This is a genomic window from Spirosoma sordidisoli, assembly GCF_004138325.1.
GTDB classification, from domain to species: domain Bacteria; phylum Bacteroidota; class Bacteroidia; order Cytophagales; family Spirosomataceae; genus Spirosoma; species Spirosoma sordidisoli.
This window is the reverse complement of sequence record NZ_SBLB01000003.1, coordinates 611,793-630,832: the sequence shown is the minus strand read 5'-3', so window position 1 is coordinate 630,832 and position 19,040 is coordinate 611,793. Positions and strand designations below refer to the sequence as shown.

Genomic DNA, 19,040 nt, shown 5'->3' with positions numbered 1-19,040 from the left:
GTTAGAATTGAATGTTGAGGGCGTTCAGGTCATCCCGCACCGCCTGAAATATTTTCAGGTTGCCACCGTCATTCGGATGGATGCCGTCCGTAGTGTCAAGCGCAGGATTGAAACAGGTGCGCGTGGAGCCAATCCAGATAATGTTCGGATCACCCACGCTGGCCACGGCGGCTGCCATTTGTGGACTGAGCGTGGCCAGGCCAGCTTCGAGGGCCGCATTCGTAACCGGGAAGGGGGCCAGCACTAGCATTTTCGCCGTGGGCGCCTTTCGCTGTTTGTGGCGGATCATGTCGACCAGATCCGCCACGGTTTTGCTGTCGGGAACGTTGGTAGATTTATTATTTACCCCGTGCTCGTAGACCCATACCCCGGTTTTGGTGTCAAAATCATAGCGGTTATCGAACAGGCGGAAATTATCATGGTCGGTAGTTGTCGAGCCACTGACCGACTTGTTGATCCGCCGGATGTGGTAACCCCGTTCGTTGCGGAGCCAGTTGCGAAACAACATGGACCACATCGTTTTGTAGTTCGACGCCCCCGAGCCCGCACTAATAGAGGTGCCGATGATCGGCATGATATGCGGGGCGGAGTAATCGTTATCGCAATCGATCAGCCAGCCATTACCGCTCCCCGATATGTGGGCATTAATCGTTGGCGCAACGGTTACCGACAGCGGAGCCGAGTTAGTGCCTGGCGCTAGGATGGCCGTGGTCGTTGCGGTTATTGTGCCGCTCGCCACCGAGGTAGACCAGCCCGATCCGCTGACGGCCACCAGCCGGACCCCGGTCGGCAGTACGTCAGTCAGCGTCGTCGTCCCAGTCAGTGAGGTACTGGTCGAGTTGGTAACGCTGACCGAATAGCTGAACGCCTGATTGGCCAGGGGCGTGAGGGTTGGATTTTTCGTTGTGACCAGCCCGGTCGAGCCATTCACGGCTGATGCCACAATCAGCAGCGGGTCGGCCTCGCTCATGGAGATGATATTAACCCCATAGGGGCCCATACCCGGCCGTATTACCGATCCGACGTTGATAACGACCGAACCCGATGGCCCACCTACAACCTGGCTGTTGAACTGCACGGCCGTGTTGCCCACGGCATAATAACCAAACCCGCCCTTCAGCCGCACCTGTCGGGTAGAGGACAGCGTTACACTTTTTAGATAGTACGCGTAACCGGGCGGAATCGGCTGAATGGTGCCCACGGACTGCCCGCCTTGCGTATTGAGCCCCGACCAGACAAAGCCGGTCGCTTCAAAACCAGTCGGCCCCGGGACGCCTTCGCGGTAGCAGCGCTGCTCAAAATCGTCGTTAGCCTGGTTAACCGATCCGGCTACCTGCAGCGATGAATTGGTAATTTTGGTGGGAAACCCCTCGATAGTCTGCGCGTGAGCGGTGTACGAAAGAAACGTGAGTAAACTGAGGATAAGCGTTTTCATTATCTGGAGATTAAAGGAGATACAGAGTAGGTGGAGCCGTCCCAATAGGTGACACTACGGCCAAAGCGCTCGTCGTTGGTGATCAGATAGATGGTGGGCCTGCCGGCGACTGATAGCGCCTGCGCGGCCTCGAACGTGGTCACCGCGACGATATCTGGCTTTTTGGCATCAGCCTGGGCCTTCGTATACACGTCGCCCGTATTCGCTTTCAGGCCGATCGACAACATCATATTCGACTTGTCGACGTTGTAGCTGCTCAGATCCACCTTGCCGGCCGACAGAGAGCTGATCTTCGTGGTCTGTCCGGCATCGATGCTGGCCTGACTGGCCAGGAAAGCGCTGTAGATATCCGAATCCAATTTGGTAGGCAGCGTGGCGCTGACGGCCGCGATCGAGGTGCTGAGGGGCAACAGATCCGCCCGGGTCAGGTTGCTGACGTTGACGGGCTGGATCTGCCCCTGGGTAGCAACGTTCCGGTTAGCCGCAACGAACTGAATGTAATCGGCCCAGACTACCGTCTGCTCGACGCGAATCTCCAGCCAGATCTGAGAAGGCTGCTGTTGCGTTTGTGAACTTGTCCAATTAATTGAGAAGGTCTGTCCGTTTCGCGTGATACCGGGCTGCAAATAGTCTGGTAATACTGTGCCAACCGGAAAGTTCTTAGCCCGGACGGTTACGGCAACCGGATCACCCTGGAGGGTGCCCGTCAGGCTGGCCGGCGAACTCGGGTAGAGCTGGATGGGTCTGGCTGCCAGGGTCAGCGGCAGGTTACTCTGGGCCAGCGTCGAGCCAGCCCAGAGCAGCATGAGAAGCGTTACGTAGGTACGCATTATTGATTGTCTAAATTGCGGTAGCTGATCCATTTGATGTGCCACTGATCGTTCTGCAGCGGGATGAGGCCACTCCCGTAGTTGCCGCGCTTGATACTGACCTCCATGCCCAGATCCCCCGACCAGTTCGGCACATTCGTCAGGTCGATATCGATCGTCCGCAGCTGCCCGTCGGCATTGATCGAGAGCGGATGGGTGAACTCCTGGGCGCCTTTCTTCCAGCGCAGGTAGATCGAGTTCGAGCCCTGAAACGACGCCCGGAGGTAGACGTGCTTGTGCACATCCGCGTTGATCCAGCGTTCGGGCAGGGTGATATCGAAGTCGCGCCCCCCGTTTTCGTTGTCGGTCGCCGGGGTCACCGTAATGCCGTCGACGATGTTTTTTTCGAGCTGATCGTAGGCGTTGTACAGCGTGCAGCCAAACCGGCTCTTTTTGCCCTGATCGAAGCGAACTTCGAAGGTGCCGGGCCAGCGCGGCTGGTTGTAGAGCCAGATCCGGGCGGCCGCTTCGCTCGGAAATTCGCCCAGCGCCACGTCGAAATCATACACCCCATCGCGATCGCACGACAGCATCGGGGCTGACGCGATATAAGCGGCCGGGAAGGTCGCGTTCGGCCCGTTGGGGTGCTCAGCCGCCACCACCCGGCCCGAGTGGGGCGTGTAGAGAATGATGACCCGGCCTGTACCCGGATTTTTGGCCAGGATAAAGGGCTCGGTCGAGAAGCGAGGGGGTTCGGCCGCCCCCGAGCTGGTAATGGGGTACGGAACCAGCGAGGCATTGGTGTAGGGCTTACCGGCGCAGTACCAGAACTCGGAATAGCTCGGGTGGACGTACGCGCAGGGCAGCTCCTGCTGGCGGGGGGTCGGGTAGTGACTGGCCTGAGGATCGTCGCGGAACATCGTCCAGCGCGAATGCCGCCGGACGGCCCGCGGTTCAGCCGGATCGAACTGCTGCCAGGTCTCCATGTACATTTTTCCCAGCACGCCGGTGCCATCCCCCCGGGGCGACGGTCTAAGCTCCCACTGCACCGGCTGCGTTTTGCTATACATCAGCCCGTTTTGTACCGAATGAATCAGCGTTTCCCCGTACTTGGGGTAATCGTCGATGTTGCCCCCCTGGACGGGGTTATAGCCGATGCCAACCGGGCTGAACGAGCTCAGCCCGGCTTCCGAGTACAGGCCTTCGCTCCAGGGGTGCAGGGCGACCCCGTTTGGAAAACCGTACATGGCATCCATCACCTGCCGACCGGCATCCTCCCGGCCGCTGTTCCACACCGGTGAGTTGATCAAATTGAGGTTGCTGCCGGCCACCGATAGCCAGTCGAGCACCGACCCCACGCGCACGTTGATGCCCGCCTTGATCACTCCATTATCAATAAAACTGCGCCAGGGCGACGCACTGGGGCGGGCCGTTTCGGGCTGGGCCGTATAGCTGCTGTTGGCTGCGTAAATCCCCCCGTACCCCTCAAAGCCGGCTGTCGTTGCCGTTCCCGAGTTACAGGTCGTGCAGACCGGGGCGCTGGGCGTCGAGGCAATGGCGACCAGCGTGCGCCGGGCCAGCTCGCGGTGGCCCGCATCGTTGGGATGGCGCTGCACCCCGTTGCCCGTCTGATCGACGTAGTACCCTGGATTACTCCAGAAATCAGCCACGTCGACCAGCGACAGGCCCAGCTCACTGGCCACCCCGTTGATGACGCTCGTCACCGCAGCCTGATTCCAGATCGAATTGGTCAGAACGACCCGCGCGGAGGGGTTGCCCGAGCGCAGTTTAGCCAGCAGCGCTTTGTAGTCCGCGCTGAGGTTGGTCAGATCGGCAATATTTTCGGCCAGGTGCACGACGATGAGGTTCGCGCCCCAGGCCGCTACGTTGTTGAAGCGATCCAGATTGAACGTCCGGTGGTTCTGCTCCCAGTCCGAGCCGGTGGAGCCCGTGACCGAACCTCCGTCCCCTTCGAAGTCGACCAGGGTGCGCGCCTGCAGATTGGTGTTGACCGTTTTAAGCTCCCGGACCACCTGGGCCATAAAGGTTTTGTCGGGCGCCGACGCGGCCATCGCCCAGGCGTATTCCCACACCCCCGGCAGGTAGGGATGGTAGGTAATGCTGTTGCCCACAAACAACACCTTGGCGTAGGCCGGATAGGTGCAGCTGGGGCACAGCCGCTCGGGAGCCGTGTCGAGGTTGGTGGCCCCGATGTACTGGATCTCCAGCTGCTGGCCTTTCTGAATCAGCCCGCAGCAGCCCCGGTCGTTACCAATCTCGAAGCGGTGAATGATCCCCGTCCAGCCGGGGGCGCTGGCCAGGTTGACGGCGTAGGTGTGAAACTGACCATCATCCTGCACGTCGAAGTAGACCGTCTGGGCGGCATCATCGCGCTGACCCAGGGGATACTGCACCGAATTGCCGGCGTTGTTGGGATCAAAGCCCGACGGTTTCTGTCCCACCCGCAGCCAGGTTACCCGCAGCCGGTTGGGCGCGTTGGAGGCCCCCTTGGCGTACTTCATCCGGATGTAGAGGGTCGTAAAGTCAGCCGCCTTCCAGGCTCCGGCCGGCGACTGCAGCGTCACCGTCGAGGCATGCGTGGTCGGGACGCCCCCGATCAGTTCGGTTTTTCCTTCAAACTTCGGATTCCAGTAATCGGAGTTGAAGGGCTCGCCTTTATCCGAAATACCGTCCAGGCCCACCCACCCGGCCCGGCCCGCGGCCCGGCTGAAGGTCCAGCTCGGCAGCGCCTGCCGGGGCAGGGCGTAGGCTGCTTCCCGGATGTCGGCCTCCGAGCCGATGACATAGCTATACTCGTGGTAGAAGGTCTGGTCGGCATCCAGGTGACTGTAGGGCCGGGCACCCATGTACATGAACCGATCACTGTACTCGCCGGACTCTCCGCCCAAATTTGTGTAATTCAGGTTGGCGTTGTACAGATCCGGCGAGACTAGCCCGATGTAGCCCCCCTCGGGTAGGTTAGCCGCTATCCAGGGTTCGCTGAGGGGAAAACTGGATATGGTCCAGCCAACGGCATCGGTGCTTGTCGTCGAGGCATTGGTAAAGGGTTGATTACCGTTGTAAAAGCGCGCTTCCGTCGCCGGCCAGATCATGGTGAACGGCGTCTCCTGCTCCCGGGCATCATAGAGCGTTTTATCGCCCCGGAAGTGGGTAACTTTCAGCCGGACGTCGACGCGCTTGTTGGTCACTTTCGCCCACCGCTCGACGTAGATAGGCAGCAGCTGCAGCTGGTTGTGGGGCCAGCTGACGTACTGGGTTTTGGCGTAGAGCCAGCCGTCCGGGGTAATGCCCTTGACGAGCACCGGCCCCGCTTCCCCACTCACCCCACCCCCCAGGGGGTTATAGCCAATCTGCGCCCAGAAATTACCCTGATCAGCTGCGTAGTTGAGGGGCCCTGCGTAGCCGCAGTACGACTCGCACCGACCCTGATCGCGCCGGTTGATGGTGCTCACCCACTGGGTACCCACTTTGCGCTGGATCTGCAGGGTGGCCCCGAAGCCTTCGGCCAGCTCAATGCGGAGGTTACCCGACTCCTGGCGCAGAATCCCCTTGACGGGTATGTTGTAGGGGGGCACGATTTCCGTGCTGACCTCCGTCCAGTCGCTTGGCTGAGCGGGGGCCTGGTAGGCGAACGTACCCGAGCCGCAGGTGGTGCAGGCCGGTGGAGTGGTGGTGCCCCCCCCGCTAGAACCGGCCGCCGTAAACAGCGGAACCGGCGTGGCCGTCAGCGCGGGCGTAAAGACGTGCACGAAATCAGCCTGACCCGGTTTTTTAAAGGTCAGCCGAATCGGCACCGTAGGCACCGGCCCCAGCGTCCACTCGATGACAAAGGGAGCCTGGTTATTGAGTTGCCCCCAGGGGTAGTCGACGCCCGAGCTGAGGCTGGGGTTGTTGTCATTCTGCAGGGCCATCGCCACGCCATCGACGCGCTCGATGCGCAGGGTGATGCCGTTGCCGTCATCGCTCGGATCGCCCTGCACCTGCAGGTACTGACTCGACTGGGTGTACCGCGCGGCCAGCCAGCTGGGGCCGGTGGTCGTGCCGGTACCGCAGGTGGTGCAGGTGGGCGGGCTGGTGTTGCTGCCCGACAGCACGATCCGCTGCGCGCCGGTACTGGGCGTAAACGTATAGGCGTAGGTAGCCGATCCACCCGCCTGCTCGGCCGTAATCCGGAGCGGTACCTGGGGCAGATTGACCGCCCACTGCCGGTCGTAGGGAGCCTGATTGTTGAGGGGTCCGTAGACGTAAAAGGTATTCGAGTTGATGGTAACGCCGTCCGGATTGGTGGTCGTGAAGGCCTGGTTATCCTGCCGCTCGAATTTCAGCCGGCCGATCTGGCCCGCCCCTTCCATGGTCAACAGCCCCCCGGTGTAGGAGTAGCGCATGCCGGTGATCCAGGAAGGAGCCGATACGCAGGTGCCACTGACGGGTATGGTGCCCCCGTGGGTGTAGGAAAAGGCGGTGCAGCCGCTGTTGACGGCCACAAAGAAGGCGTCTCTACCCGCTGGGTTGTCCGGGTAGACACTCATGTCGCGCCAGAGCTTGAACTTTTCGGTCGAGCCGTCCGCCCGCTCCCGTTTTACCTTCTGTTTCTTGAAGGACTGCGCCGAGCCGGTGAGCGTCAGGATCGACAGCAGCAGAATAAGTACTTTTTTCATGGTTCGTACAAGTGGGGTGGTAAGCAGGTTAGTCGATCAGATCCGGACCGTCGTCGGTGTCGGGGACGTAGGGGCCATCGGCCGTGGCCGCGCAGTTGCGGACCTGCCAGACCTTGCCCGAAGCCGGGGCGGGAGCGGCCAGCGTGGTCTGGGCCACCTGCTGGGCGTCGGTAAGCGCCCGAAACGCCGCTTCGGCCTGGGCGCAGGTGCCCTGACTGTAGGGCCAGTAGCGTTTCTGGCCCACCGGCCAGCCGGTCTTGGCGGCTACCGTGTTGGTTACTTCGAGGTAAAAAGCCATGGTTACGGAGCGGTATAGATGACCCGTACTTCACCGATGGCGAGGTTGGGCGCAGTGAACTGGAATTCGAGCAGATTGGTCGTTGTATCAGCTTTGCGGAGCCGGAAGGTGGTCGTGCCATTCAGGGCGGTGAGGTAATCGCCGGCCGACGCCCCGTATTCGTACTGGTACTGGAAGTTCTCAAAGCCATCCGGTCGTTCGTCGATGATATTGGACTCACCACTGTAACCGACCGGAAGCCACAGACCCAGGGACGACCACCAGCCTTCCATACCCAGATTGCCGCTGGTCGAGGCCGACCGCACCAAAAACATGGGGGTATCGTCCGGGGTGCGCCAAATGGCCACGCTGGTTATGCCGGGCGGTGTAGCCGCGGGCACGTAGCGCTCGGACAGGTTGGGAGCCGCTTCGAGCTGTATACCGGGCAGGGCGGTCTGGTTGGTCAGAAAGCCCCCACCCGTTCCCAGGTTGTCGTCGATCGGCGAATACACGATCAGCGCCTGCCGGGGCATCGCGTTGGGCAGGTTACTGATCTGCCCGTCGCTGAGCGTCGTTTGCCAGACCTGGATGTTGCGGAAGGCGTAGCCCTGGGCCGTCGATGGGGTGCCGTTGGTGCGGCCACCCCAGCTGAGAAAGGGCACCTCGATGCCCGCCGTCAGCGTACCGCTGCCGATGGCCACCTCATTGACGAACAGGCTGGCCACCCCGGCGATCGCGTTGTAGCGCACGACGATCCGGTGCCAGGTGCCGATCGAGAGCGGAGTCTGGGTCGAGGCCAGCAGGGTTCCCGTCGCGTAGATCAGCTCCAGTCGCCGGTCGGCCTGGGCGATGCGCAGGCGCACACCCGGCTGGTCGTTATCGATCGAGTGCTGGGAGAACAGCGAGCGGAACAGCGTGGCCTGCTCACTATCGAAGCGCAGCTCGAAGGCGGTCGTGAAGGAGGCCATCGGCCGGGTCAGCTTGAAGGGTATCCCCTCCGAAACGGTCACCATACGACCAGCCTCGGTCGAGCGGTTCAGGGCGGGCATCATCGCGCTGACCTGCAGGTACTCCCGGGGCATGGTTTTGACGGCCTGCTGGTGGCCCAGATCGTTCCAGTGGATGTTGTCGGCGTTGATGGCCGGCAGGTAGCCGCCGGTACCGTCGTCGCCCAGGGCACCCACCCCCAGCACGTAGGCGGGCAGGGTGTTGATCTGCGCCCACTCCTGTTTGACCAGGCTGTACTGGGCGGGCGACAGGCCGGGCCGGGTAAGCGAGTCAATCATAATCGGAATGGCGCCCACCGCGCGGATCTTGTTGACCAGCTGCCCGTAATTGAAAGTAAACGTGTCGTAGCCTACTACGTCGCCCTGCAGCGCATTGCTCCATTCGTTGCCCAGCGTGAGCCAGACGATGACGTAGTGGGGGTTGACCTCTTGCAGATCCTGATCGATGCGGTTGATCCACTGGCTGCTGTAGGAGCCGCCCACGGCGCGGTTGACGAACGAATGGGTGGCGCTGAGCGCGGTGGCCAGCTGCTGCATGGCTCCGTTGTTGCCAGGGGCGCTGTTCCCCACCGCGCTGGAGGAGCCCACCACCAGCACCCGTTTACGGGTATCGGCACCGGGGCGGTTCAGGGTGATCAGCACGTCGTCGGGCGTCGAGCCGTAGGCGTTGCTGCCCACCACGCGGATCGCGATGGTGTCGACGAAGGTGCTGGCCACGGTTAGTTTTCGGGTGGCGGGGTCATAGCTTAGCCCGTTGGGCAGCACCGCATTGGTGTTCTGGTCGATGATGCGGTATACATTCATACTGGTCGCATTGAGGAAATAATCGACCGGCAGCGTGTACTCATGGGCGTCGTTGTCACTGATGAGGATGTCGGCGATGGGGTTATGAAGAATAGGCGGAGCGCCACCGGGTTGTTCGGTGGGGCACGCGTCGGTGGTCTTGGGGCTATAGGTCAGGGCCGTGGCCGTACCGGCCACGCGCACGGTGATGGTCAGGGCCACGCCTGTGCGGAACTCGGCCGGGATGGTCCACTCGAAACCGTACTGGTTGAAGGAGCCGGTCTGTCCCAGGGCGGTGGCCACGTCGGGCCGGGGCTTGGTGGTGGACACGGTCGCCTGCTTGGTATCGCCCAGGTAGATATCGACGGACTGGGCCGCGTTGCGGTCGCTGTCGCGGCTCAGCCAGCCGGTTACCAGGTAACAGGTGTTGGTCTCGTGACTACCCCGGTAGCCGCCCGCCAGCAGGGGCGGACCGATCGGGTCAGGATCAGGGTCCGGATCGGGGTCAGTCGGCAGATCGACGTAGACGAATGCATCGACGAAGTGAGTACCGAATACCAGCACCGGTACCGGGGTGGTCGTGCCCCCATCGCCGGCCAGCGCCTGGTCGATATCGACGTAGTGGTTACCGAACACCAGGACCGAAACGGGGTCGGGATCGGGGTCAGTACCGCTGCCGCACCCCTGGGCCGTCAGTTTGGCGCACAGGGCCTGGATGGTGGCGGCATCGGCCGCGGCAATGAGCTGACCCAGCAGGCCGTTGAAGCCCGCAGCGCCCAGCACCTCGAGGGTTTTGGTCTGGGGATTGAAAACGACCAGGCGAAGCTCGGGAGCGCTTGCGGGCTCCAGTCCGGAAAAGACGACGCTTCCCGCCAGCTCGATATCGGCGTCGGTGTAGCCGTCCCGGCTGGCCACCTCATCAAGGGTATCACCAGCCCGGGGCATAGTCACGAACCGACGGCCCCGTTTGGCTTCGCCCACGTTACGGATCTCGATGAGGTACTCCTGACCCGGCACGAAGGGCTCCCCGTTCAGCTGGGCCGTAAAAAGAGGTTCGGTCTGCCAGGTCACTCCGTCGAGGCTGTACTCCCAACCGTCACCGAGTGGGCCTAAAATGCGTATACCGCCCATAGTTAAGCAGGTTCTAGGGCCGTGATCCAGGTTTTGACCCGGATCACGACGTCGTTATTGGTGAGGGTAGATTCAGCCAGCGCCCGCACCTCGTCAAGGGTCGGTACGTCTGACAAGCCGATGCCATCCCGGGTGTTGGGGATATTTTGCAGTTCGGCAAACTGTATGGGAATACTGGAGGGTCGGAAAATCATCCGGGCCGTCTGCTCGTTGAGAAAGCCCAGCGTGCGCGGATCGGGCCTGGCAGCCGCGATATCAAAGGTGTTGATTCGCTCGGGGGTCAGGCCACGCACCGCATTCGGTACGGTGTCATCGACCGATCGGATTAGGGTAGTCTGCTCGACGACTACCGTACCGCCCCCGGCCACGAAGCCGATGGGCGGGGCACCGTCGCCGGCTTCTTCTTCAGCTTCCGCCGTAAAAAAGTCATCCCGAAATAGGTAGGTGTACTCGAAGGTGTGGGCAAACAACGTGTCGCCATCCTTACCCTGTTTAATGGATTTGCTCAGGATTCCGATGGGCAGGGCCCGGCCGGTTTGCAGGCGAAACCGGTACGCCGACCGGTAGAAATCCGTCCACAACAGCAATTCGGCGGCCGGCCGAAACCCGGTAGTTACTTCAACCTGCTGCTGCAGCCCGACGTTGTAGTCGACAAACTGCCCGTCCTGTACAGTGTAGGCGTGCGGCAGGTAGCGTTCGGCCTGCTCATAGAACCGGGTTAATTCGGCCGATCCCTTGCCGGTGGTCGCCAGCGTGTCGACGACGCCCAGGCTGGTCAGGTAGGCGAAATAGCGCGTGTAGGGCTGATAATCGTAGTTGAGTACGTAGCGGTAGGTGACGCTGAGTGCGCTGCCGTTCCCGGCTGTACGGCGAACGCTGTATTCGGTCAGGTGTTTACCGGCTGGTACCAGCGCGAGCAGCTCCAGCTGCCGGGGGCCGACCGGGTAGGTAAGCTTTTCGCCTTTGGGCAGAGCGAGCTGAGTCGGCAACAGGTTGTCACGGCTTAGTGACGAGCCGTCGTCAAAGGTCAGCTCAACCGTTAAACGAGACTGATCCTGCTGCGGGCGGGTATTAACAAATGTCAGGTATTGCGGTTCATCAGGCCGGATATACCGCGTCAGCGAACCGAACCGCAGGGCCGTATCGAGGGCGGGGGTGCTACCGGTAAACTTGTAGAGTTCAAAGCCACTGCCGGCCCGGCCCGCAAAGTCAGCCCCGCCCAGATAAACGGTGCGGATGTCGTCGGCCTGCATGCGGCCGATCTGCAGCGGACTCCCCCAGGCTTCACCGTAAGCTAGAAAATACTTTCGTACCGAATAAACCGATCCAGACGGGTTTTGAAACGACCAGGTAGGCCAGTCGGGCGTTAGCAGGCTATGCAACACGCTGCCGGCGTCAAATTGGCACTCACCGGTTTCGTTGGTTTCGACGGGCGCGGAAAATACGCGGTCGAAATCCGCCGGACTGTCACCCGCCGAACCCGGCCGCAGCGCCCAGAGTTCAACGTACACGCCGTAGCGATCCCGCCGGATGGGGTCAGCCCCGGCTAGAATGGGCTCAAAACCGAGCTGAGCTGGCGCGGTGGGGGTTGGGGGGGCGACCAGTGACAGGGTATACGCTTCTCCGTGCTGGCGGGCGTTGAAGACGATACCCCGGTGGCTGCCGAAATCACTGGCTGTTGCGACAAAATCCTCGCGGAAGGGAAAGTACTCCTGGAAAAAGGGAGCCAGCACGTCGCGGGCGTAGTCGGCCGACCCGTCGCCGGCGGGGGCTTCATTAGGCAGCTGGGGGTTGTTGCGAAAGGTGATGGTTTGATTTTGCCCCCGCCAGCGCAGCTGGATGCGGGTGCCATCCGCCAGGGGCCCGCTGAAGCGTAGTACACCCCGGGCCGTGGCACCCCGGGTGAGGTACTGGCCTGATCCGAGAAAGTGAAAGGTGGTGCGCCCGCCCCGGGAAAAAGCCAGTGGATCGGGCGCGCTGATCAGGGTAACGGGCATAGCTCCGCGAAACTGCCCGCCCGGCTACGAATCGGCCGCGACAACCTCGGTGACGGCCCGGGGCTAATCAGGGAAGGTCGAGCCAGGTGCCCGGCTGGGTGGCCACGCGGGTGGGCAGTACCCATTCAAAGGAATAGCCCCAGCCGGTGGCTACGCCCGAGCCAATGACCGGGGTTGGTTCGCCATTGGTTTCTTTGGCTGCTACGACGCGTTTCTGCCCCAGCAGGCTGGTGGGGCGCCGGCAATCGTCAAACATCCGATTCACGAATTGGAGGGCGATCGTGCGGGCTTCGGTGCGCGCCCGGCGTTTGTCGGCCGGGTCGGCCGGATTGCATTTGACCAGCACGGCCAGGCCGCCCAGAATGCGCAGCCGGTGGTTGTCGGCGGTGCGGTCCTGATCGTCATAATACTGATCGAGCAGCAGACAAGGAAGATAGAGTTTATTCCGAAGGGCCAGCTCGAGTTCGGTCCGGTTGTCATCGTGCACAACGTAGAAGCGAGGTTCGGCCGCCGAGTGCCGAATGGCCGTATGCTGACTGGCCAGTCGGGCAAAATAATCGATGTAGTCCTGTTCCGTCATCGTTTTTTTACGGCTTCGAGTTGCTGTTTCATCTCGTCGGCCTGGCGGATCTGCTCGTTGAGTACCTTCAGCGCCAGGTACAGATTGGTCTGTTCGATGTCCCGGATTTTGGTTACGTCCAGTTTGGCCATGTTAATGGCCACGTCAAGCCAGCTGCCGCTAGTCGGTTTACCGCTGTTGGTTGAGGAACCGCCCGGCGGATCGAAGACCTGGGGGAAGTGACGTTTGAGTACGAGCAGGGACGAGCCAAAACCAAAGTAGAATCGCTCCAGCAGCGCCGGATCGAGCCGGGCAAAGCGGCTGACGTAGTTGGCTACCCTATCCTTATCCAGGGCGGGCCGGCCTTTCCCGAGCGGCCGGCACAGGACGGCCGCCAGCAGGGGGCGGTTGTTGCTGCGGAAGGCTTTCTCGGCGAACATAAAGTCCTCGAATGTGCAGTCCGACAGGGCCTCGGCGGGACCGCTGAAGATCTGACGGTTTCCCAGTCGGCCCAGCCAGACGCGGGGGGTTCCGAACTGAAAATCATAAACCCGAAACCGCCTGGGGAACCGGGCGTCGGGTTCGCCGATCCAGGCCAGCGTATCCAGCAGCTGCCCGCCAATCGACAGGGTCAGATCGATAGCTTCCGGAGAAAGCCCCTGCCGACGCAGAAAGGCCGCGTCGAACAGCCACCGCTGATCCCGGGGCTTCATGCCGTAGAGCACCCGTAACGCCACAAACACGCGTTCCTGGTGATCCTGAATGCTTAGCCGCACCCGGGTCATCTGAATGGCCTGCTGCTCGCTGAGTTCCGCCCAGCCCGACGGCCCACTAAACAGGCGGGCTTTACCCTTAATCCAGAGTTCGATAGTGTTCATACAGGGCTAAGAGGTCCGGTCCGTAGTTGTTGGCGGCACTGTCGGTACCGTTATAGGCATCGGCAAAGGCTTGCAGCCGTCGTTCGCGTAGCGCATCGGCCAGCCCCTGCTTTTGGATGTAGCGCACGAAGGCGTCGAGCTGGGTCCCTTCGCCCTGATTGAAGGCCTGCACCAGGTCGTAGGCACTTTTGTAGCCCAGTAGGGCATAATGAAAGCCCATAATCTGAAACATGCCGTAACTGGCGCACTCGAACGCCACATCCCCCGCCAGCTGGCGAGCCTGCTCGAGCCGTCGCCAGTCGCTGATCGTTCCCTTGTTGAAGGGGCATTTTCGCATGTAGGCATGGGACAGCGTGGGGTGCGTTTTGTTAAACTTACCCCGGGTGAGTCGCTGGAAAATATGGCCCTCGAAGCGAACGACCAGGAGCTGACGCTTCAAAAAACCGCCCCCATCAGACTCTTTTTCGGCAACCGCCCGGATGATGGCAACCTCGCAACCAAGCGCAGCCGCGGCCCGCTTGTAATCAGCTGGGGTGAGTATAGCTTTCATAGGTTCGCTCAGGCCTGGGCCGGTTCGGTGGGTTTGGCGACCGGTTTGCGGGGGTTCAGCGGGCGCAGGCCTGCTTTGCGGGGGTCGAGATCATCGATACGGGACAAAATCAGGCGGGTGTTGTCTTCGTTGACATCGTTCATGCGCTGGATAGCGTTGGCCAGCGCGTTGTAGGCCGCCGATATCTGGCCGTTCGAGCTCATCATTTTTTCGAAAAACTCTTTTTGAATGGCCAGCGTCATTGCCCGCTCGGCCGTCAGATCGGCATCTTTTTTATGGACGTATTTCCAGACGACGTACAAACAGAAAAAAAGGAAAAGCGCAATGGGCGTCACTTTGAGCGCTTCCATCACAACGGGCATAAATTCCATAGCGAAAAGGGTCTAGCCCCTGGCAACCAGGGGCGGGTTTGGATACAGGCGTTAGCTTACAAAAGCAGGGTAAGACCCAGCACGAATCCGAGGGCGCACCCAGCCCCCCCGAACGTCCACTTTCGCACCCGGAGTGTATCCAGGTAGGTGACAAGGGTCGAGTACGTTTGGTCGGGATCCGCCAATCGAGCCAGCAGGCGCCGTAAACGCCGGGGTAGGGTAGCTACGACCCGGGCAATGGTGCCATTGGCCCGCTCCAGCTCCTGTTTAACCACCCCGAGTTCGGTTTCGACCTGGCGGAGCCGGCCCCGAAGCCGGGCCGTTTGCAGGGAATCGTGCCGGCTAAGCCGGTCGCGATCCGCCAGGGCACCGCGGGTAGCGGTGATCTCCAGGGTGAGCGCCTGGATGCGGGCCTCGGCGTGCGTGCGCAGGGAGTCGGCGGCCCGCACTTTAGCCTTGACGGCCGCGTAGGTGCTGTTGTCCAGGGCCACACCGGTTGGGTACGGGAACGGCTGCTGGTTGACCATGGGGAGAACCGGCGGTAGCACCTGGGCGTCAGCTGGGGTAAAAAGCGCACCCAGGGTGGCCAGGGCTAGGGCAACCAGCAGGAGCAGGGCTTTACGGCAGCGTAACCCGAATCGAGTCGTAGCGTTGACGAAATTGTTCATAGGGCGTTTGGGTTTGGGAAGCTCGGTGGCGCACGATCAGCAGTTCGCCGGCCGACTCGTCGGCGCGGTGCTGAAGATGAATGCGGGTAGTGTCGACGTATAGCGTAGTTTGGTCAGTGGGGGTGGGGGGAGCGGGCCGCGAGCCGCAGCCACAGAAAAGAACGATTAACCCCAGTGTCAAGAGAAACAGGGATACGTGCCGCATTAGGGGTGTCCCAGGGGTTAGGAAGAGTCGCCAGGCTAAAAAAACTGCGGGTGTAGCTCGTTGACTGGACGGGGGGAAGGTAATTGGCCAGACAACTCGGGTGAGTACATGAATGGCTAAAACGATCAAACTGGAAGACAGGGTCGGGAGCATGTCAAAGCAGGGTTACAGCGCCGGTCGAATAGACCAGGCCGGTTGAATCGGAAAAAGCATTGGGGGCTAAGACGGCCGTAAGGCTATCTTCGTAGGTGCGCCAGGCTAGATCGGCCTGGCGCGTCAGGTTGTCGAGCAGCCAGCTCAGCTGTTCTTTGCCCGGCGCGTTGTAGTACTGGGTGTTGCCGTACTGGCTCGAGTAATTCACCTGCAGGTTCACGCCCTGAATCTCAACGCTCAGGTTAGGTAGGGCCTCGATGACGCTCTGGTAGGCCAGCGCCCGCTGAAGCTTTCGGCGGATCAGCGCCCGCGTCGCTTCCGGTACGGCAGGGGCCAGCTCGTCGATGCGCGCCACAGCCGCCACGCCCCGGTCTTCTTCGACGGCCCGGATAAACGGTCGCAGCGCCCAGAAGGTGAGCCAGCGGTCCTGGATCGGGTAATACCGCGAGAACTCGGCGGGCGTTTTGAATAAGGCGTCTTGATGCTCCTGAAAATAAGGCGAGTCTGGCCAGGTGGGGAAAATCTCGGTCTGACTGGCGACGAGCGTAATCAGCGCATCCAGCTCACTCCAGCCCCGCTCCAGCAGGGTCTGAGTGAGCTTGTTGGTCTGGTATTCGAAAGCCGCTTTTCGACCCTCCATGGCCGGCACGGTGATGCCAATGTCGTCGATCTGAACTTCGGCAAACGGTACGTGCTCGGCAAACGCAATGCGGGCTACGGCGGAGCGGGCCAGGTGCAACGCCTGCCGTTCGACGGTTGACAACGCCTGGCTGGCCGTGTTGACCAACTCCTCGAACTGGCTGGCTATGGCGGGCCCAAAAAACCGGTCCAGCAACCGGGCCTGGGTGGCTTCCAGCGTGGGCAGCAGCGCTTCCGCCGTATACGTGATTGTGACGGGTACGTACTGGCGTAGCTGGTCCGTCGAGCCATTGAGCAGGGGCATAGCGTTAGGTTAAGCGATCTTGGGTGCCAGCCCCGGTGTCCAGGGTGGTCAGCAGCGTATCCCGCCAGCAGAAGCGCAGTCTGGGGAAACGGGCTTTCCAGCCGTTGTAATCCGCCACGAAGGAAAGCGGCTCGATGAGCATCTGGCGAAAGGGAGCCAGCATCTGCAGGGCGATCAGGTAAGCCTCCCGCTTGTCGGAGCCGCCCGAACGGGCGCCCATCTTCTCACCCCCTGCGAAGCCGACCAGGGTCGGATCGATGTTGAGGGCGTAAAAGATGTTGGCCGCGGCCTCGAGATTGTCTTCGATGTACTTGCCGTCCTTCATGGCGTCCGTCAGGGGCACCAGCTGTACGTAATCCTTGGTTGATTTGCCGTCGAGCTGCTGTTCAATTTCGGTCATCAGCATGGCGCCCGCGTTCTCGACGTTGGTCAGCATTTTGGTGATCTTGTCGACCCAGCCTTTTTTAAGGGCCTGCTTCTTGGCGTTATCGGCCGCCGTGTAGTCGTTGCCCCACAGCGTTGACCAGTAATTTTTATCGACCTTCAAGTGATACTTTAAACTCATCTGGTTTTTGAGCAGGTACTTCTTGAAGGCTGGTACGGCCAGGTGCACGTCGAGCCAGCCTGATTCGACCAGGCTGTAGTGGTGAGCCAGGCTATAGAACCGTTTGCCCGGGGTGGGATACGAGATGGGGTATACGCAGTTATAAAATGAGCTTTCCCGCAGCCAGTCGACAGCATCCCATCGGTAGGGGTCGAGCGCGTTGATTTTGACCGTACGGCCGTCGTCGACGGTGCAGTGGGGCCAGTTGGCATTCAGATACACATGGGGCATATTGCCCCGCTCATCCATGCGGCACCAGCGGATTTCCTCGGCATTGAGCGGGTGGAGCTGCACGATTTTTTTGCGATCCTTGCTGAGCAGCAGTTCCGGAAACCCGTTAAAAAACCAGGCCGCATCGGCCGCCATCTCCCGGAGATACGTCTCAAACCGGATGTTGCTGATGAAGGCGGTAATCTCAGCCGTTACTGGATCGCCCGCCGGCAGCGGGCGGGTGAGTTCCTCGCCGTTCTGGTCAATATCCTCCAGCACCGCCTTAATGCCCCGGCCGATGAGCATAGAGGCTACTTTGCCCAGGGTAGGAGGAATGATGGGGTCACGGTTGTAGAGCTCAGTAATGCGCTGGGGAAAATCGTTGCTCTCACCCCAGGGCATGATATCGCCACTACCGGCAAACCGGGCCAGATCGGGCTGAACGACCGACGGGCGGGTCCCCGGCCCAGGTAAGCTACTGGCTCCGGCAATTAGCCGAGCCGGCTGATCATTCTCCAGGGCCAGGCTGACGCCGGCACCGGGCAACAAGACGACGTCGTAGGCATCCCCCGGGAAAAAATGCTCGTTCATGCGACCGGGATCTGATTAAAGTACAGGATCAGATCAAGGTGGACGCAAATACAATCGTTCGTGCCCAGGGGTTGCAGATTCACCGTGCGGTTCTCAGTTCGCTGTTTCGTCAGCAGCACGGCCTTGTGCAGTTCACGAATCTGGCCCCCCCGGCCACGTCGGCGATCGCCGGTCACGAAAACAAGTGAGAACGGTCGGGGCTGATGCAGGCCCACCGTGCGTCTCATTTCCTTCACCATGTCGCCCACCTTGATGATCATGTCAGTTGATAGCGCTACCCATTGGCAGCAATGGGCGGAAAATTGGGGGAGTGGGGTGCTCGATACCGCGACAACCTCGGTGACGGCCCCGAAGGAGTCGTACCAACGGACTTACATCCATTCGTTGTCCATAGAGGAGAGGGAGCGGTCGGTCGTGAAAAATAGGTGATCTGGATAGCCTGACGATGGAAGCAGGAAACTACAATGGCGTTAGGAATTCCTGACGATTTTTTCTAGATTTGTGGTATGTCAAAGCCCGAAAACACCACAAACGCCATGTTTGACATCTTGGTCAACTCACCCTACTACTGGAGCTTGACCGGACGAAACAACGGCCTGCGCCGTCAATACGTGCATACGCTAGGCCGGGGCGAAGGCATTAGTCTGGATAAGAAAGAGCAACTGCTGGCCGAAGCCGGTTTCACCGTAGCTCAGGAGAAGCTGTGGAATCTGCCGTCAGATAAGAGTATTGAATGAAGAATTAATTTGATTGAAAGTGTGAACACCCCCGGAGCTATGCATTGGGGGTGTTTTGTTTTTTTAAGGCAGTCTACTGTTAAGTGGATCAAGGCTGAATATTAGCCAGCGTTAGTTCGACAGTTCCTAGGCTTTAATGCACAAAAAGATTTTGGATGATGCTCTTCAGTTTGACGACGGGCTGTTGACTGGCCAGTGTAATTCTACTACACCGCTTGGGAAGGTTTAAGGATTAAGATACATGAAAACCAATCTGGAATAATAGGGAGCTTATAGATATGCCACCAACGTCCTGTTGTCCGAATAATATAGGTGGCAAATACTAGTAAATCGAGTTGGTAATGAATGAATAACAGACATTAAAATTATAATTTTTAAAGAATTTTTATTGACAAATACCAGTACTTCAAAATCATGTAAGTACATATATTAATTCAATTGTTCGATTTAAAA

Annotated in this window: 16 protein-coding genes; 1 reads left to right on the top strand and 15 read right to left on the bottom strand. The window is 60.3% G+C overall.

All coding sequences use genetic code 11. The features are described from left to right. Position 1: 1 nt before the first annotated feature. The 15 genes from EQG79_RS14625 to EQG79_RS14555 all read right to left on the bottom strand — a co-directional run bounded on the left by EQG79_RS14625 (position 2) and on the right by EQG79_RS14555 (position 18,110). Positions 2-1,435, bottom strand: a complete 1,434-nt coding sequence (locus tag EQG79_RS14625; RefSeq protein WP_129602164.1) for an SGNH/GDSL hydrolase family protein — start codon at positions 1,433-1,435, stop codon at positions 2-4. After that, a complete protein-coding gene (locus tag EQG79_RS14620) occupies positions 1,435-2,265 on the bottom strand; it encodes a hypothetical protein (RefSeq protein ID WP_077919747.1) in 831 nt (276 codons plus the stop codon). The genes EQG79_RS14625 and EQG79_RS14620 overlap by 1 nt, the downstream gene beginning before the upstream one ends. Continuing rightward, the gene (locus EQG79_RS14615) at positions 2,265-6,923 is read right to left on the bottom strand and encodes an SGNH/GDSL hydrolase family protein (protein WP_129602162.1); all 4,659 of its coding nucleotides are present in this window, start codon (positions 6,921-6,923) and stop codon (positions 2,265-2,267) included. Before EQG79_RS14615 ends, EQG79_RS14620 begins: the two co-directional genes overlap by 1 nt. Positions 6,924-6,951: 28 nt before the next feature. After that, complete coding sequence (locus tag EQG79_RS14610; protein ID WP_077919745.1) at positions 6,952-7,221, bottom strand: hypothetical protein; 270 nt, start codon at positions 7,219-7,221, stop codon at positions 6,952-6,954. A gap of 2 nt (positions 7,222-7,223) precedes the next feature. Then, positions 7,224-10,121, bottom strand: a complete 2,898-nt coding sequence (locus tag EQG79_RS14605) for a hypothetical protein (protein WP_129602160.1) — start codon at positions 10,119-10,121, stop codon at positions 7,224-7,226. A 2-nt stretch (positions 10,122-10,123) separates the two neighbouring features. Continuing rightward, complete coding sequence (locus EQG79_RS14600; RefSeq protein WP_077919743.1) at positions 10,124-12,118, bottom strand: hypothetical protein; 1,995 nt, start codon at positions 12,116-12,118, stop codon at positions 10,124-10,126. A gap of 67 nt (positions 12,119-12,185) precedes the next feature. Further along, on the bottom strand, positions 12,186-12,698 hold the full coding sequence (locus EQG79_RS14595) for a hypothetical protein (protein WP_077919742.1): 513 nt from the start codon (positions 12,696-12,698) through the stop codon (positions 12,186-12,188). Next, the gene (locus EQG79_RS14590; RefSeq protein ID WP_077919741.1) at positions 12,695-13,555 is read right to left on the bottom strand and encodes a hypothetical protein; all 861 of its coding nucleotides are present in this window, start codon (positions 13,553-13,555) and stop codon (positions 12,695-12,697) included. Before EQG79_RS14590 ends, EQG79_RS14595 begins: the two co-directional genes overlap by 4 nt. Continuing rightward, positions 13,530-14,105, bottom strand: coding sequence for an N-acetylmuramidase family protein (locus EQG79_RS14585; RefSeq protein WP_077919740.1), 576 nt, complete (start codon positions 14,103-14,105; stop codon positions 13,530-13,532). The genes EQG79_RS14590 and EQG79_RS14585 overlap by 26 nt, the downstream gene beginning before the upstream one ends. A gap of 8 nt (positions 14,106-14,113) precedes the next feature. Then, the gene (locus EQG79_RS14580) at positions 14,114-14,476 is read right to left on the bottom strand and encodes a hypothetical protein (protein WP_129602158.1); all 363 of its coding nucleotides are present in this window, start codon (positions 14,474-14,476) and stop codon (positions 14,114-14,116) included. Positions 14,477-14,532: 56 nt separating this feature from the next. After that, positions 14,533-15,144, bottom strand: coding sequence for a hypothetical protein (locus tag EQG79_RS14575; protein ID WP_129602155.1), 612 nt, complete (start codon positions 15,142-15,144; stop codon positions 14,533-14,535). Then, the gene (locus EQG79_RS14570; protein ID WP_129602153.1) at positions 15,095-15,349 is read right to left on the bottom strand and encodes a hypothetical protein; all 255 of its coding nucleotides are present in this window, start codon (positions 15,347-15,349) and stop codon (positions 15,095-15,097) included. The genes EQG79_RS14575 and EQG79_RS14570 overlap by 50 nt, the downstream gene beginning before the upstream one ends. Positions 15,350-15,503: 154 nt before the next feature. Continuing rightward, positions 15,504-16,445, bottom strand: coding sequence for a DUF6712 family protein (locus EQG79_RS14565; protein WP_129602151.1), 942 nt, complete (start codon positions 16,443-16,445; stop codon positions 15,504-15,506). A 4-nt stretch (positions 16,446-16,449) separates the two neighbouring features. Next, positions 16,450-17,850: a hypothetical protein gene (locus EQG79_RS14560; protein WP_077919736.1), complete on the bottom strand. Its 1,401-nt coding sequence runs from the start codon at positions 17,848-17,850 to the stop codon at positions 16,450-16,452. Further along, positions 17,847-18,110, bottom strand: coding sequence for a hypothetical protein (locus EQG79_RS14555; protein ID WP_129602149.1), 264 nt, complete (start codon positions 18,108-18,110; stop codon positions 17,847-17,849). The genes EQG79_RS14560 and EQG79_RS14555 overlap by 4 nt, the downstream gene beginning before the upstream one ends. Before the next feature lie 276 nt (positions 18,111-18,386). On the opposite strand from EQG79_RS14555, the gene EQG79_RS14550 reads away from it, so the two are divergent. Beyond that, positions 18,387-18,587: a hypothetical protein gene (locus EQG79_RS14550; protein ID WP_077919734.1), complete on the top strand. Its 201-nt coding sequence runs from the start codon at positions 18,387-18,389 to the stop codon at positions 18,585-18,587. Positions 18,588-19,040 lie beyond the last annotated feature (453 nt).